Origin of the sequence: Fluviicola taffensis DSM 16823 (genome assembly GCF_943372375.1) — a bacterium.
In the GTDB taxonomy this organism is placed as follows: Bacteria; Bacteroidota; Bacteroidia; order Flavobacteriales_D; family Crocinitomicaceae; genus Fluviicola; species Fluviicola taffensis_A.
Genome location: NZ_CALRYJ010000016.1, coordinates 1 through 16,475, shown reverse-complemented (window position 1 = coordinate 16,475; position 16,475 = coordinate 1). Strand labels below are relative to the sequence as shown.

Genomic DNA, 16,475 nt, shown 5'->3' with positions numbered 1-16,475 from the left:
TGGTAATCAATAAACAATCAGTTTTTGAACAGAATGATCTGGTTGATCTCCGATTTGTACAAAATAAATACCTGCTTTGAATTGATCAACCGAAATAACAGACTTTTGAAGATGATTTTCCCTATAAATGACTTCTCCCAAGGTATTGCGAATCAGCAGAATTCCTGAACTTTCAGATTGTATCGTTACAATGTCCTTGGTTGGATTGGGTTCAATTGTAACTAAGCCAGGACTGTTTTTATTAATTCCCGCACTTTCATCGATCAAAACAGCGCCACATCCGTTGGTTGATTTTAAACCGTAGTTCACATTGTTAATAATGTCATTTCCAAAAGTGGTCAAATTGGAAGCTGAACCGTTAGGAGACATTTCGCGTGCCGGTGAACAATCCAAACTGAATGTCCAGGCTAACCAACCGATATTTCTGGAACACACCTCATCCAGGATGATAGGATAAAGAGCCGAAAGATCATAGAATCCACATTCGCCATTGTCTCCATCCTGATTGGTAGCCACTTCCCCTAAAATAAAACAGACAGCGGTATTTTGCGCTTCATTCAATTTTGTCTGAACCTGTGAGAGTGTATTGGCATATCCATACCAGTAAGCATGCGACGAGAAAATTAAATTGTGACGTGAATCATTTTGATTCATTTCTTCAGCAACGGATAATAATTCGGTAGAAGATTGTCCGCAGTCCGGAGCATCAATGATAATCGGAACATTCACACCTGCTTGACGAAGGGTCGCCACAGCTGCAGAGTAATTGGTCTTAAAGGTGATTAGCTCGGAGGCTACAGAACCGGCTCCCCATCTTACTTTATCAAATTCATTTGCTAAATTAATGATCAAATAAGCTTTATTGGCTTCGATTAGTGCCAATACATCCGGATCTGTCCAAAAATTCATCACTGTTGAGTTGAAATAACTCCAATTATCTTTACAGGTAATGTAAGAATCATCGTGAATGCTCAGAATCGGAATCATTTTTTTAGAGATACAATAAGCGATGATATTGCTCAAATGACCGTTTGTGACATACCCGTCAACTGTTCCGGGAGTTCCGTTATTCGGAGGACCGGGAATATCTCTCCAGTTTTGTCCATTGGTATACCATGGAATCCGAACTGCATTTGCTCCTGTATTGGCAACTTCATCAATGTAAGCCTGATAACCGGCCGGATTATCCAAAGAAATATCACCTTGATTAATCAACCCGTAATTGACTCCGCGGATAACGATTGTCTGACCGTTAGCCGATGTGATGTTTTTGCCTACGACCTGCAAGGTGTTTTGCTGACCGATTGCATGAAATGTTCCGTACAATACGAACAAAAAAGTGGTGTAAAAAAATGTTTTCATACTCGATTCTATTATTGAACTACTATAGGCAATGTTATTGATTCCGTTCCATTCATCAGTTTCACGAAGAAAAATCCTTTCGCAGATGTCGGAAATGTGAGTTCATTTTCAGTAATGGAAACGTCTATTGTTTTACCCAATTGATCAACTACCTGAATGGATTGGGTGTTTTTCAAAGAGTTAAGATAACAAATTCCATTGGTTGGATTGGGATAAATCGCAAATTGTTCAGGATCCGTGTTTTCAGTTATGGAAGCCGTTGAAACCAATGGAGCAAGCGACAATCCACCATTACCTGGGTTTGTAGATACAATTCCGAGTTGATAATTACCGAAGTTGTCTAAAATGTTTGAAAGAGTCGCTAAATCAAACCACAATCCACTTCCACTTACTTGTTCATTGATATAAATGCGATTGAGTGTTTGATCAATTTGAATCCCTCCTAATTGACTTTGCCCGGAAGCGGAAGAAGGAAGATTCCAAACTTGGAAACCATTGATGCTGTTAGATAAATTGGGCTGTGCATCCACTGGGCTTAAAGATCCTAATATTTGAGCTTGTAAACTTGCGCTGATACGAACCAATGTAGCATTTTCATTGCTGTGTGAATCGTTATTATTTGCTACCCAAAGTAACCCGTTTCCATCAAAAGCTATTCCTTCAGGTTGAGCAAAAACGGTGGAAACGACTTTGTTTTGAAGCGTTGCAGTGATATTTTCCACATGACCTCCATTACCAGACCATGCAACACTATTCGTTGAAAGGCTGTGGAAATTGGCATCGGTAGTAGCTAAATCTGCAGCTGAAATTGCAACAACCCGGTTATTGGAATAATCGGTAGCCCATAGATTTCCTGCTGCGTCAAAAGTGATGTTCGCAAAGTACGATTGGATCAATCCGTTTCCCAAATCAATTCGGGTAGCGTAAGAATCCGAAGCATTGTAACGGACAATTCGGGTATTTAAATAATCACCTTCTGATGTGTACAAATTCCCTGAAGCATCAAATGCAATTCCCACGTAATCATTTCCAATATTGGTTACTTGTGAGACATTGGCAATAGCTGCCGAAGGATTTTGGATGTAATTGGGGAAACGATAGATTCGTTGATTAGCAGAAGTGATGGTTACAAACAAATCATTTCCAAAAAGTGCCGTGCAATTCGGACTTCCATTGGTGGATAATCCTTGACCTAATTGCGTCAAATCAATGGTGTAATTCGGATTGGCTTGAATAGTAGTAGAGGAAGTAGGTGAATAAAGTTTGAGGATTCCGTTTCCAAATTCAGGAACAATAAGTGAATGATTGCTCAATTGGGCGCTCAAACTGACTGAGATGGATAAGGAAGTTACAATGGTAAGAAGTTTCATAGTTATTTATTTAAAGTGAAATTGATTGTACAAGATCTGGAAATGCCATCATTATCGAAGTCAAAGGTTCCGGTAATTGTTCCGATGATTTGTTGCTCGGAAATTTTGCTAAACATCACGTTTGCATTAAGTGGTCTGAATTTACCTAATTCCGAGTTGATGACAGTTCTGTATTCAAAGGAATCGCTTGATCCGTCTCCGATATGAATGGATTGATTGGTCTGATAGAATGTGGCATTTTGATTCGTCAGAACAAAAACTAAATCCGGATTTCCACTTATTCCCGGATTTGACGGATCTTCCGATGCAAGCTCTATCAAATTATAGGTGAACGATCCTGTTCCTCTGCTGATTTGACTACCGGATTCCGGAGCTGCATTTAAAGTCACATCAATGCCATCCGATGATGAAACAAAGTGAAAACTTCCACTTGCGTAAGTATAGGTAAATGTGTCAGGAAGACTTGTTGTTCCGGTATTCGTTGAAGAAGGAGTGTTTTTTTTGTCCTTGGAACAAGCCGAGATAGCCAGGAAAGCGACTATCAAAAAAGAGAATTGAACGATTTTCATACGAGTTTTTGAGTAAAATTAGTTCATAGATGAGAGTCAAGGGAGTGAGAAAAAGTGAACTGCTGGATTGAGTTGTTGAATCCCATAAATCCATTTTAACTGTTGGCTGAATTTAATTTTAGACAAGTCTAAAAAAATAGTTTTATATTTGTGAAAATATTTTTTTGTGCGACATCTATTTTTGATTCTTATTTCTTGTGGAGCCTTCATTTCAATAGCTCAAAATCAATCGCTTGATTCGTTGAGGATTGTGTCTGATTCCTTGCGGGAGATAGAAGAAGTAACCATTACAGGAAGTCGGATAGCTCAATCAAAGAAAAATAGTGTGATCTCTGTTTCAACCTTGGATCAAAAACTGTTCAGAGCCATTTCGGCGACTTCCATTTCAGATGCATTGAAGTTCTCGCCAGGAATCCGGATGGAAACGAATTGTCAAACATGCAATTATACTCAGGTGCGAATGAATGGTCTGGGTGGTTCTTACTCTCAGATTCTGATCAATGGAAGGCCTCTGTTTTCCTCTTTGATGGGATTGTACGGATTGGAGCAGATCCCGACAACTATTGTCGACCGCATTGAAGTTGTAAATGGCGGTGGTTCGGTTCTTTATGGTTCCAACGCAATCGCCGGAACAATCAATATCATTACCAAACATCCGGAAACCAATTTTATTGAAGTTTCGGACAAGGTTTCCATCATTCCGAAAGGACCTGTTGAGCAAGTGATCCAAGTGAATGGCGCCCTTGTTTCCAAATCGAAAAAGAGTGGTTTTTTATTTTCCGGAATGAACAAGATTCGGGATGGTTATGACCGGAATGGAGACGGATTCACGGAAATTCCGAGAATTAACAGTTCCTTGCTCGGAATCAATGCATTTCAGAATATCGGAAAATCCATTGAGCTTCATGCAGATTTTTGGATCCTGCACGAACAAAGGCAAGGAGGTCAATTGTGGAATGGGGATCCGCAACAGGCAGACCAAAGCGAATTCAGGAACCAGATCACCAGTATCGGTCAGTTTTCCGGAAATTGGAAATCCCGAAATAAAAAGTGGAATATTCAGGCTTATACAGGTTATCAGAAAACAAATAGGCATCATTATACCGGTTTAAATCATGCGGAGGCGTGGGGGAAAACCAATAATGTCACGCTGCAATCAGGTCTTCAGTTCAGTTATGTTCAAAAGATCGGATCAAAGAGCAAATCTACCTTGATCGGCGGGGTGGAGCACTATTACGACGCCATTCAGGATGAGATTCGGGGATATGATTATTCCATCGACCAAAACATCACACAAGTTGCCGGTTTTTTGCAGGATCAATTTGATCTGGGGGAAAAATGGTCATTCGTTGCAGGTGTAAGAACAACGAAGCATTCGAAAGTTGAGAATTTGATTGTAACTCCGAGAGCGGCTGTTCTGTTCAAACCGAATGGACAGTGGCAATTTCGTTTGGCTTACGGAAACGGATTTAAAGCACCACAAGTTTTTGAAACGGATATGCACATTGCTTTTGCCAACGGTGGAATTTCTCAAATCCGGGTGGACAAGGATCTGAAGAGTGAAAAATCACATGCGTATTCAGCACAAGTGAATTGGAGTAGGAGAAGAAAGAAAATGTTGTATTCTTCCGAATTGACCCTGTTCCACACGCAATTGCTTCATTCATTTGTACTGAATGAAATTCCGAGCCCAGATCCATCCAAGACCTTACTTTTGCGAACAAACGGATCCAATGCGGAAGTGAGTGGTTTAAGTGAATCCGTACGTTTGCGTTGGGACAAGTACCTGCAAGTGGATCTCAATTTCACTTACCAGGAATCGCTTTTTACGGAGGCACAGCAATGGTCATTGGAAGTTGAACCGATCAAAGCTTTTCTGAGAACTCCGAATGTGTATGGCTCTTCCACCATTTCCATATTCCCGGAAGGAGCCTGGTCCGGATCAGTAAGCTGTGTTTATACGGGAAGCATGTTAGTTCCACACTTTGCAGGAGCGCCTGAATTGATGCAGGATGAGATCGTACATACAAAGTCATTTTGGGATTTGGGAATTCGGGCAGAACATGCAATCCACATCCATCAATTTGAACAGACGATTCGCATCGGTCTTGGAATTCAGAATGTATTTGACAGTTACCAAAGCGATTTTGACACATCCAAATACCGGGACAGCAATTTTATTTACGGACCACCGAAGCCTCGGACTGTTTTCGTTGACTTAAAATGGGTAATTGGTGGGAAACATTAACCAGTAGGGACGCGATGCATCGCGTCCCTACTGGTTTTAAATTATATTCTGATTCCGATCACACAGACATCATCCACTTGTTCTAATTCGCCTTTCCAGCTTTCAAAAGTGGTTTCCAAATGTTCTTGCTGTTCTTCCATCGGTCGATCATGAATTGCCAGAATGGAATCCTTGAATTGCTTGTATTTGAATTTTTTTCCATTCTCACCACCGAACTGGTCTGCATATCCATCGGTAAACAGATAAATCGTTGTTTTCGGTTCAAGGATCATCGAATGTGTGCTGAACGGCTTTTCATCGGCATAGTTCCCGATAGGTTGTTTGTCCGGTTTCCACTCAATGATTTCATCACTTCCTGCAGGAACTACCCAAAGTGGATTATTCGCCCCGGACCACAATAATTCCTTGGTTTTTACATTCAAACATCCCAAACTGATATCCATTCCGTCTTTGACGTTTTCCACGCTTTTATTGAATGTCGAAATAACCAATTCACGTGTTTTATCCAGTATTTTTCCCGGCTCAACCAAGTTGAATTCCAAAACGGATCGGTTCAGAGCATTGCAGCAAATCACACTTACCATGGCTCCCGGAACACCGTGACCTGTACAATCTGCAGCAGCAAAGAACAAGTAATCTTCGGAAATTTCGCCATTCGAAACAGTATGTGTTTCCAGCCAGTAAAAATCCCCGGCAACGATATCTTTTGGTTTGTACAGAATGAAACTTTCGGGAAGTGTCTTGTGCCAGTAATCAACTGCGGGAAGGATGGCATCCTGCAAACGTTTTGCATAGGTGATGGAATCCAGGATCTCCCGGTTTTTGTGCTGCAATGCATCTTTCTGATCCTCAACCAGTCTTTTCTGTTCGAGGATGATTTGGTTGGCTTTGTTTTTTTGCTTCAATGAGCGGAATAACAGGAATCCCAAAGCAATAAAAACAATCATGCTACCTGCGAAGAAATACTTCTGGGTCTGTTCACTTTTGATCTGTTTCTTCTGGTTCTCGATTTGGATCTTCTTCTTATCCGAATCGTATTTCTTGGTCAGTTCCGAAAGCTGTCGTGCATTCTCCAAAGAGAAAATGGAATCCTTGATATCGAGGTAAGTTCGTTGAACTTCAAATCCTTTCTTGTATTCGGCAGTTGCATAATATAAATTGGCCAAATGAAAATGGGTAGCCATGGTATTGGCGTTGTAAATATTGGGAGCATTGTCAATACTTGCCAGAAAAAGGGGTAATGCCTTCGGATATTGTTTCAGATTGTAGTAAGCCAATCCCATATTATCTGTCCAGGTAATACCACGACCGTCGGAGCCCAATATTTTCACTGCTTTTTCATAGTATTCAATGGCTTTTGCATAATTTTTCTGTTTCATGAAAATATTGGCATAATTCCCATAGACATTCGGATCGACGATATTAAGCTGGTTCATGATGTCCATTGCCCTTTTGATATTGACAGTGGCAGAATCCAGTTTATTCATGAATTCATAGCAGATACTCAGATTTTGATAAATGATCAGCTGACCTTGAAGGAATCCATTTTTGATGAAGACCTTATTCGATTCGCGAAATTTCTGGATTGCTTCCGGGTTTCGTTTCAAATCGCGGTAGAGAATTCCAATATTGGCTTCACTTTTCGCAACTCCCATTTCATCGTTTGCTTTTTTGTAATAGCGGATCGCAAGTTGGTAGTTTTCTACGGATTTGGGTATATTCCCTGCCTCGTCCATCAGAATCCCCAGGTTTTTGTAAGCCAAAGCCGTTCCGGATTCGTATTTCAACTTTTTAGCGAGTTTCACATTGTCAAGAAGCAATTTTTCCATCTGCTTCGGATGAGAATATTTGAAACTCCACGAGATTTCATTTTGAAAAATGACCTTATTGGTGTCGTTCTTCATCTTGGAACAAACGTTCAGGATTGAATCGAGTTGATTTTTTGTCTGTGAATAGGTGAAATCCGAAATAAGGAATAACAATACAAGAATAAGTGTGTTTTGCTTCATAAGTTTGGTAGCGCTAAAAAGTAAATCGAACTAAAATTAATAAAATACTCTTCACTGATTTCGATTTGAATAATTTCAATTCCTTTGAGTGTAGAAAGTTTCTTTTTAGTAATATAAGTGTAAGAGATTGATTAATTTTAGAAATTCAGATACGATAATGAGGTGATGGTTTTAAAACTCTGCGCCCTCTGCATCTTTGCGGTTCAGTTAAAATTTCTTTGTTCTAACTGCGAAGGCGTAAAGAGCGCAAAGTCATGAATCCACTAATTAAAAACAAAAACATGATTTCCAGAATTGCTCTCTTATTCCTAGTTTTCCAGTATTCTTCTGCCTTTTCCCAAGTTTCGGATTCCGAAATGGAGCGGTTAAAAATCAATTGGCGGGTGGAATTGAGATCGGAAGCCCATGAATTGGCTTTGAAATTACCGAAAGCAGAAGGGAAAAGTGATTTTTCAGATTCTATTCAGCGCATGTTCATGGAAGATACCTTTGTGGTTGAAAGCCTGTTGCGGAAACAGTTGGAAAAGGAATCGACAACCTTAGGAATCAATAAGGCAAATTTGGCTTGTGCATCGGAATATGAGCAATTGGTCGATAAATACTTCACCATCTTATCCTCTAAAATGGAAGTAGAAGACAGAGACTTATTGGGGACTTGGCAAAAAGATTGGAAGTCGATGATGGAAAAAGAACGCACCTTAATCGGTAAATTCATGCAAGAGGAATACAGTGGAGGAGGAAGTATACAGTCTATCGAATACACTCATCGCTTAATGGATCAGCAAAAGCATCATTTGTTATTGCTAATTAATTACTTGACTCATTTAATTTGATTCTATGAAAATCTGGTTCTCTATTTTAGGTTTACTCCTTTTTTCATTCAACCACTCTTATGCCCAATTAAAACCCGGCTACGACAAGAATGAAGCGATGGAGCTATTGAAAGTCAATTTTCAATTTGCAGATTCTACGTATTCCGATTCAATGCCGACTCCTGAAAGATTTGAATTCAAGTACCGTTCAAAAACAGTAGGTTTTGATAATAAATGGGATTATTGGGAAGATAAAGCCGGAGTAGGGGTTTTGTCCTTGAGAGGAACGACAGGAACTTTCTCGAGTTGGGGAGCTAATTTCTATGCGGGAATGGTTCCTGCAAAAGGATGGATCAAAACCAGTGAAAAAGACACATTCTATTACGAATTATCGAAAGACCCGAAAGCCTTGGTTCACGTTGGATGGACAACCGCTTTAGGTTGTATCTGGCAAGACATGGATTCGGTGCTTTTTGCTCAGATCGATCAGGGAAAGAAAGAATTCTACATTACCGGACACAGTCAGGGAGGAGCTTTGGCGTATTTGTTAACAGCTCATCTCCTGATCATGAAAGAGAACGGAATTATTCCGGCAGATGTGCAGTTCAAAACTTATTGCAGTGCCGCACCGAAACCGGGGAACCTCTACTTTGCTTATTATTATGAAAAGATGACCCAGGATGGCTGGGCTTACAATACGGTGAACTCATTGGATTGGGTTCCCGAATCTCCCTTTTCAGTCCAGACCGTGAATGATTTCAATGGTGTGAATCCGTTTCAGAATGCCAAAAAAGCAATCAAGAAATTGCCATTTCTCCCAAGATTGGTTGTTCGACACATGTACAATAAAATGGATCGCCCTTCGAAAAAGACCCAAAGACGCTTTGAAAAATATTTGGGTCGGAAATTGGGTAAATTAATGACGAAGAATCTAAAAGGGTTTGAGCCTCCACAATTGGCTCATTCAACTACTTTCACGCGTTGCGGAAATTTCATTGTCCTTTATCCGGATACGGAATATTATACCAAGTTTCCTCAGGATCCAAAGGCAATCTTCCTGAATCACATGTTGGATCCTTATTTGTTGATGATGGAAAAGTTATCGAAATAAGACTATGTTTAAGAGACACTATTTATGACATGCTTGATACTATTCACTTACCAATCATCCATTTACAGGGATTAAACAAACAATAGGAATTCGGGTGAATCAGTTTAGCCCAAATGAATGGATTATGAAGGATTATCAACGGTTTTCGGAAACTCAAAAATTCAGACAATGGTGGTTGTGGTTTCTTTTTGCGGGAATTAAAGGAGTAATGGGATTTTTCATTGTGACACAAGTGTTGTTTGGAGAGCCATTTGGAAGTAAGGCGTTTGATAATGCTTCCTTGCTGATAGGATTTTTTTTCATGCTGCTCCTATCGCTTCTGTTTTTCATCATGAAACTGGAAACCCGCATTTCGGACAGGGGAATTGATGTACGGTTCTTTCCGATACAACTAAAATTTCGTCATTACAGATGGGAAGACCTGGATCAGGTTTACCTGCGTGAATATTCGCCCTTGTCAGAGTTTGGCGGATGGGGGATTCGCTATAGTTTTTTAGGGAAAGGAAGAGCTTTGAATGTATCCGGAAAAACAGGTTTACAATTGGTTTTCAAAGACGGGGGGAAATTATTGATTGGAACCCAAAAAGCTTTTGAAATAGAACAATTGCTGGAACTATATAAAATACAGAAAAACAACTCCAGATAATATGGAATTTCCAATCAATCTTTCTGTTTTCGGAACTGAAATCAATACGCATTTAGTAACCGAGATTGCTGCCTTTTTCGTTGGGTTTCGATTCTATGTTTTTAAGAAAAAGCGAATTCAGGATGTTTTTTCCTGGGAGCAGCGAATGATCTTACTGATTGCAGCAGCATTGGGGGCACTCATTTTTTCACGTGTGCTTGGGGCACTTGAAAATGTGGAAGCGTGGAAATCAAGTCCGGATTTTTGGATGTATCTATATTCTTCCAAAACAGTTGTGGGAGGTTTGCTTGGAGGCTGGCTATTTGTCGAGATTGCCAAGTATTTCATGAAATTAAAAGCTTCTTCCGGCGATGTTATGACTTTCCCCATTTTATTGGGGTTGTTTATCGGTCGAATTGGTTGTTTTTCTCAAGGAATCGAAGAAATGACCTATGGAAATGAGACAGATTGGCTCACGGGAATGGATTTGGGTGATGGAGTGATAAGACATCCATTGGCGCTGTATGAACTGGTTGTTTTGATTCTTATCGGAGTGCTTTTGGTGGTGCTGCAGCGAAAACAAAAATTAAGCGAAGGAATGCAATTCAAACTGATGATGTTCCTCTACCTTTTGTATCGCTTCATTGCCGAGTGGATGAAACCGCATTTTCCATTGGCTTTAGGACTTACAAGTATCCAAATTGCCATCCTGATCTGTTATTTATTGTATCTTAGGACCATTCTTTATCTGATTATAAAGCCTAAAAACACCCTTTATGCCATCTGAAAGCTCCTATATTTATTACGATCACACGATTAGTTTATGCAATGAATGCCATAAGCGGATTTCGGCAAAGATCGTTTTTGAAGACGGGAACGTATTCATGTTGAAACGATGCTCAGAGCATGGTTTCCAGAAATCCATCATTGCTGATGATATTGATTTTTATAAGAATATCCGCAATTTTAATAAAGCTTCGGAATACCCGAAAGAACCGCTTACACATACCGATTATGGCTGTCCGATGGATTGTGGAATTTGTGCAGACCATGAACAGCATTCCTGTTTGACATTGATAGAAGTAACCGATCGTTGTAATTTGACCTGTCCCACTTGTTATGCGTCTTCTTCACCAACGCACGGAAAACACCGGACACTGGAAGAAATCAAACGGATGGTGGATGTTATTGTCAAGTCGGAAGGAGAACCGGACGTTGTTCAACTTTCCGGCGGAGAACCGACGATTCACCCGGAGTTCTTTGAAATTCTGGATTATTGTAAAACACAGCCCATCAAGCATTTGATGGTTAATACAAACGGGATTCGAATAGCTAATGATCCGGGGTTTGCAGAAAGATTGGCAACTTACATGCCCGATTTTGAGATCTATTTGCAATTTGATTCCTTCGAAAAAGAAGTGTTGGAATCCATGCGCGGACGCGATTTGAGAGATATACGCATCAAAGCTCTAGAGAAACTCAATGCATTGAATTTGAGTACAACCCTGGTTGTTACCTTGCAAAAGGGATTAAATGATTCTGAAATAGGGAAGATCATCGATTATGCATTGAAACAACCTTGCGTTCGGGGAGTGACTTTTCAACCGACAAGTTCTTCCGGAAGATTGGAACATTTTAATCCAGCTACGGATCGTTTGACCAATTCGGAAGTGCGAAGACTAATCCTGAAACAAGCTCCTTTATTCGAACCTGCCGATTTGATACCGGTTCCCTGTAATCCCGATGCATTGATCATGGGATACGCACTGAAGATGGAGGACCAGGTTTTTCCATTGACCCGTTTGATTAACCCGGAAGATTTGCTTAACAATTCGAAGAATACGATTGTTTATGAGCAAGATGAGAGGCTGCACAATCACTTGTTACGGATCTTCTCAACTGCTCCGTCCGTTGAAAAGGTTCAGGATGAGATGCATCAGTTGTTATGTTGTTTGCCGGTGATAGATGCTCCCGGATTAAGTTATAACAATCTATTTCGTATCATTATCATGAATTTTATGGATGCGTATGATTTTGACGTGCGTGCGATCAAGAAATCCTGTGTCCATATCGTACATAAAGATGGACGAATTATTCCTTTTGAAACGATGAACCTTTTTTACAGGGATGAATTCAAGGAAAAATTCGATCATTTAATTTCTCAACCTTTAAAATTGTAATATGACAGGATTTGGTTTATTGCTTTTACTCGTTGGCGTAATAGCTGTTTTTGTAGGGATCGTAATGGTTTGTTTCGAATCCACCCAAAAACCGGGTTTGATCGTTCTGCTCTCCGGTTTTGCGTCAATCATCATTGGATTTTCTGTTTGCTCGTATTTTCCGATTCGAATCCATTGAACTAGATAACTAATTGTATAAGATGAAACGATCTGAATTACTCCCGGAAATATTTTTTGATGAATCCCTTGATTCAACGGACCTTGAATTGTTTCAAAATCAATACCTGCGTTCCATCTTGAAGTATCAAAATGATCATTTGATCCTGCTTGTTAAAGATACTTTTCACCAGATGAATCCGAATTTTCTAAACCTGATGGAAAAGGAACGGCGTCAATTCATGAGACAGATGATCCAAAATAATCAGGCATTGCGTAATCAATGTATCGGATTGATCGTCGGATTTCTGGAATCAGACCAGTTTTCCTGGTACCTGAAAAACAAAACGAGTTGTAATAAACGTATTTTACAAATGGTGGAGAAGCGCGTTCTGGGAGATTAATGTGAACTTATTTGATTTCAACAGATTCTCCTAAAAACTTGGAATCAACACCAAACACGATATCCCAAAACACTTTCATGCGGGCAAAGCGCTCACGGACTTTCGTTTTGAAACCACCCATTTTGGCAACATCTTGGGCGTTATATCCATAAACAGTCATTCCGAAATGTTCTCCCAGGTAAATTGCACGTTCGTTGTGGAAACGCTGCGAAACGACAATCACTTCCTTCTGCCCGAACACTTTCAATGCACGTTCCATCGAATCCAGTGTTCTGAATCCGGCATAATCGAGGAAAATCCGTTTTGCAGGAATCCCGGCCGCAATAAGAGCATTTTTCATGTCGGTCGGTTCGTCATAAGTTGTTTGACCATTGTCGCCACTCACCAGAATGTATTTCACTTTCCCTGCACGGTACAATTCCACAGCAGCTTTTATGCGGTAGGAGAAATAGAGGTTGTCATTTCCGTGCTTGAGTGTGCGTGAAGTTCCGAGAACAAGAGCAACTTTTACTTTCGGGCAATCACTCACCTGGTCGAATACTTTTCCTTCTGCATTCGAGACAATTGCCCAATTAGCTCCGAAGAACCAAAAAAGTCCGAATAGGAAGGTGATCAAAAGTGTTCGTTTAATGATTTTAGCCCAGTTTCGTTTTCGATTCATGTTGCTTGATTGTGAGGAGTAAAATTAAGAGAATTCAAATTGTAAAATACAATCCTGAATTCAATTCACACTAAAAAAACGTTCGAATTCGGCTGTTTCTTGAATTGGGTAAAGTGTGAAAGATGTAACTCTTACTATTAATTGTGAAAGGTTTTAATAATTAAAAGACCTCACCTTTATGCCGTTGTGAAAATGAATTCACACTAGATTATTCCCAAATGAAAAATAGTCAAGAATTACAGATAGATTTTCTCACTTACTTATCTGGTGGCACCATGCTTATTGAAGGTGTTTCAGGATAAAGAAAAGAAGTTCACTCCACTACGACAGACTGGAATCGATAAATAATCAGGATAATAGAATAATAACCAAAAAAAACAGCTGAAATGAAGATACTAATGGTTTTAACTTCCCATAGTGAATTGGGAAATACGGGTGAAAAAACCGGTTTTTGGATAGAGGAATTTTCAACCCCTTATTACCTCTTAGCTGATGCGGGAGCGGAAATCACCATTGCATCTCCTGCAGGAGGTCAACCACCGGTCGATCCAAAAAGTGAATTGGCAGATGCACAATCGCCTTCAACGGAACGTTTTTATAAAGACAGCGTGCTCATCGACAAAATGGCACATTCTTTTATACTTGATGAGATAAAACAGGAGGATTACGATGCTGTTTTTTATCCGGGTGGTCATGGCCCATTATGGGATTTGGCAATTGATAAAACCTCCATTAATTTGATTGAAGCCTTTTATAATCGTCAAAAACCAATTGCATTTGTATGTCATGCTCCTGCCGCTTTGGTGAATGTGAAACTGAAAAACGGAGAACCCCTTATTAAAGGAAAAGAGCTGACGGGTTTTTCAAATACCGAAGAAGAAGCAGTGAAACTAACGAAAGTAGTTCCATTTCTATTGGAAGATGAACTTAAAAAACAAGGAGCTCATTATACCAAAGGGAATGATTGGGGATCTTATGTAAAACAAGATGGCTTATTAATCACCGGACAAAATCCTTCATCGTCACTTGCCGTTGCAGAACTGCTTTTGAAAACACTCAAGAAGAAAATTTAAGGTTGAGAACAAAAGCCAAATTGGAGTAAAACCGTGTAAATAGATGAATGATGCGATTCTTGTAAAAGAGGAGGTAGATCGTTTATAAAAAAAACAAACACTTTAAACTAGTTTATCATGATTACAGCACCGCATCTTCATGCTATGGTTATTCATTTTCCAATCGCCTTATTAATGGTGGGATTCCTTTCTGAAGGAATTTCATTGTTCAGCAAAAATGAATTTTTCAAAAAAGCTTCATTTTACCTTTTGATTCTGGGCACATTAGGAGCAATAGTTGCATTCTTAAGTGGACGTTATGCAAGCGAAGGAATGACTGATGGAATGTTTCAAGAACCATTGGGAATGCATGAAGAAGCGGCCTTCGTAACACTTTCCTTAGCAATTGCTAATGTGATTTTTAAGACCGTTTTTTATTTTATCAACTATCAAAAAAGCTGGGTAAAATGGGTGAGTTTCACACTGTTTGGTTTTTTGATAGGATCTGTCGCAAGAACAGGATATTTAGGAGGCGAGTTGGTTTTTAAACACGGTGCAGGGATTCAACTGGTACTTCCTGATTTTCGAGATCATTCCAATAATCAATTTCAGATACACGAATCATTTTCAACCCGTTTTAAATAGAAAAAAATGAAAAAACCAATGATATTATTCGCTATTGGAGTAGCTTCCTTAGTGATTTTGTTTCAATCTTGTAACGAGAATGCATCGGATGAAAAAGAACTCAAAAGCTCCAATAAAGAAGAAGCAATCAACGTAACAAAAGTAGAAAGGAAAGATCGATTAAAATTAAATACCGAAAATATGCAAGCCGCATACAAAGGGGAAACCACTGCTCACTTTAAATATGAAGCTTATAGTAAAAAAGCGATGGAAGAGGGGCATCCTGAAATAGCATTGCTTTTTAAAGCGGCTTCCGGTGCTGAATTAATTCACGCTGAAAACCATAAAGTAGTATTGGTTAGAATGGGAGAATCCATACCGCTTATAAAACCCGAATTTACAGTGAAGTCAACTGTTGAAAATTTGAAAGAAGCGATTAACGGAGAAAGTTATGAGTTTAATACGATGTATCCGGAATTTATCAAAAACGCTAATACTGCGGGAAATTATATGTCTCAAATAAGCTTAACCTATGCTTATAAAGTGGAGCAAAAACACCGAGATTTTTATAAAGGAGCTTTAGCAGCATTAGAGGCTGGAACAGATGATAAATTACCTGAAATTTACTTTTTATGTCCTACTTGTGGAAATACTTATGCTACTTCAGCACCAAGTCGTTGTGAAATTTCAATGACCAATTCAAAGCTTTTCATTCGAGTGACCAATCTGTGAAGAATGAATAGTTAGAAACCGTATTAGTTCACAACAAAAAGAAAAGCATTGCGGAAGTGATGCTTTTCTTTTTTCCTCATTCCCGTTCTGTTTCTCATTCTGTCCTGCTTTTTCAAAGATGTTTTTTCTTTTTGCCCTCAGTACTCACTCTAACTCTGTTTTCAGAGCTTTTTTAGAACTGAGTTTGAGTGTGGGTGGGCGATGTTTATTTTCTTGTTTTGTCAGGAATTTTGATAATGCGTAAATGCCGACCCCGGATATCCGTGGCAGCGCCCGACCAGCGGGAGGGACTATAACGGATAGCCGGATAAGGGCACAAAAAAACTCTAAATTTCTGTGATTTGGTCTTGTGGGAGGAGTTCTTTTTTCTTAAATTCAATTGCCTGAATACATGAATGATGACAGTACACGAGATCCGACTTTCCACTTTTCGCCATAGAAATCAGCTGCAATTGGGCTTTCATTTTGCTTGGGATAAAGGGAGGGTTGCTGAAATAAAAGGTCAATTTCCACTGGCGCTTTGGACGAAAACTCATTGCTGTTGGTATGTAGCATTCACG

The 16,475-nt window shown here is 39.6% G+C and carries 17 protein-coding genes; 11 read left to right on the top strand and 6 right to left on the bottom strand.

The features are described 5' to 3' along the window. Positions 1–6 precede the first annotated feature (6 nt). The 3 genes from AAG807_RS17655 to AAG807_RS17645 are packed head-to-tail and all read right to left on the bottom strand — an operon-like array spanning position 7 to position 3,301. A complete protein-coding gene (locus tag AAG807_RS17655) occupies positions 7–1,362 on the bottom strand; it encodes a cellulase family glycosylhydrolase (RefSeq protein ID WP_341906804.1) in 1,356 nt (451 codons plus the stop codon). Positions 1,363–1,373: 11 nt separating this feature from the next. Then, positions 1,374–2,732: a T9SS type A sorting domain-containing protein gene (locus tag AAG807_RS17650; protein ID WP_341906801.1), complete on the bottom strand. Its 1,359-nt coding sequence runs from the start codon at positions 2,730–2,732 to the stop codon at positions 1,374–1,376. 2 nt (positions 2,733–2,734) lie between these two features. Then, positions 2,735–3,301, bottom strand: coding sequence for a hypothetical protein (locus tag AAG807_RS17645; RefSeq protein ID WP_341906798.1), 567 nt, complete (start codon positions 3,299–3,301; stop codon positions 2,735–2,737). Positions 3,302–3,467: 166 nt separating this feature from the next. Between AAG807_RS17645 and AAG807_RS17640 the strand changes: the two genes are divergently transcribed. Continuing rightward, positions 3,468–5,549: a TonB-dependent receptor gene (locus AAG807_RS17640; RefSeq protein ID WP_341906795.1), complete on the top strand. Its 2,082-nt coding sequence runs from the start codon at positions 3,468–3,470 to the stop codon at positions 5,547–5,549. Between the two features lie 41 nt (positions 5,550–5,590). Here the strand turns inward: AAG807_RS17640 and AAG807_RS17635 are convergent, their stop codons facing one another. Beyond that, the gene (locus AAG807_RS17635; RefSeq protein WP_341906793.1) at positions 5,591–7,558 is read right to left on the bottom strand and encodes a SpoIIE family protein phosphatase; all 1,968 of its coding nucleotides are present in this window, start codon (positions 7,556–7,558) and stop codon (positions 5,591–5,593) included. Between the two features lie 281 nt (positions 7,559–7,839). Here AAG807_RS17635 and AAG807_RS17630 point away from each other — a divergent pair, with 281 nt between their 5' ends. The 7 genes from AAG807_RS17630 to AAG807_RS17600 all read left to right on the top strand — a co-directional run bounded on the left by AAG807_RS17630 (position 7,840) and on the right by AAG807_RS17600 (position 12,846). Next, complete coding sequence (locus AAG807_RS17630) at positions 7,840–8,391, top strand: hypothetical protein (protein ID WP_341906790.1); 552 nt, start codon at positions 7,840–7,842, stop codon at positions 8,389–8,391. A 4-nt stretch (positions 8,392–8,395) separates the two neighbouring features. Next, entirely contained in the window at positions 8,396–9,481 is a 1,086-nt protein-coding gene (locus AAG807_RS17625; RefSeq protein WP_341906788.1) for a lipase family protein, read from the top strand. Between the two features lie 124 nt (positions 9,482–9,605). After that, complete coding sequence (locus tag AAG807_RS17620) at positions 9,606–10,127, top strand: hypothetical protein (RefSeq protein WP_341906785.1); 522 nt, start codon at positions 9,606–9,608, stop codon at positions 10,125–10,127. 1 nt (position 10,128) lies between these two features. Then, positions 10,129–10,893, top strand: a complete 765-nt coding sequence (locus AAG807_RS17615) for a prolipoprotein diacylglyceryl transferase family protein (protein ID WP_341906782.1) — start codon at positions 10,129–10,131, stop codon at positions 10,891–10,893. Next, positions 10,883–12,286, top strand: coding sequence for a radical SAM protein (locus AAG807_RS17610; RefSeq protein ID WP_341906780.1), 1,404 nt, complete (start codon positions 10,883–10,885; stop codon positions 12,284–12,286). The genes AAG807_RS17615 and AAG807_RS17610 overlap by 11 nt, the downstream gene beginning before the upstream one ends. A 1-nt stretch (position 12,287) precedes the next feature. Beyond that, entirely contained in the window at positions 12,288–12,464 is a 177-nt protein-coding gene (locus AAG807_RS17605) for a hypothetical protein (protein WP_341906777.1), read from the top strand. Positions 12,465–12,486: 22 nt separating this feature from the next. Further along, positions 12,487–12,846, top strand: coding sequence for a hypothetical protein (locus AAG807_RS17600; RefSeq protein WP_341906774.1), 360 nt, complete (start codon positions 12,487–12,489; stop codon positions 12,844–12,846). 7 nt (positions 12,847–12,853) lie between these two features. On the opposite strand, the gene AAG807_RS17595 is transcribed toward AAG807_RS17600, so the two are convergent. Beyond that, positions 12,854–13,507: an ElyC/SanA/YdcF family protein gene (locus tag AAG807_RS17595; RefSeq protein ID WP_341906771.1), complete on the bottom strand. Its 654-nt coding sequence runs from the start codon at positions 13,505–13,507 to the stop codon at positions 12,854–12,856. 386 nt (positions 13,508–13,893) lie between these two features. Between AAG807_RS17595 and AAG807_RS17590 the strand changes: the two genes are divergently transcribed. From AAG807_RS17590 to AAG807_RS17580, 3 genes are all read left to right on the top strand, one after another. Beyond that, positions 13,894–14,580: a type 1 glutamine amidotransferase domain-containing protein gene (locus tag AAG807_RS17590; protein WP_341906769.1), complete on the top strand. Its 687-nt coding sequence runs from the start codon at positions 13,894–13,896 to the stop codon at positions 14,578–14,580. A gap of 117 nt (positions 14,581–14,697) precedes the next feature. Beyond that, positions 14,698–15,204, top strand: a complete 507-nt coding sequence (locus AAG807_RS17585; RefSeq protein WP_341906767.1) for a DUF2231 domain-containing protein — start codon at positions 14,698–14,700, stop codon at positions 15,202–15,204. Positions 15,205–15,210: 6 nt separating this feature from the next. Beyond that, positions 15,211–15,915, top strand: a complete 705-nt coding sequence (locus tag AAG807_RS17580; protein ID WP_341906764.1) for a rubrerythrin family protein — start codon at positions 15,211–15,213, stop codon at positions 15,913–15,915. A gap of 326 nt (positions 15,916–16,241) precedes the next feature. Here AAG807_RS17580 and AAG807_RS17575 read toward each other — a convergent pair. After that, a partial coding sequence (locus AAG807_RS17575) for a hypothetical protein (RefSeq protein ID WP_341906761.1) occupies positions 16,242–16,475 on the bottom strand: 234 nt, incomplete at its 5' end.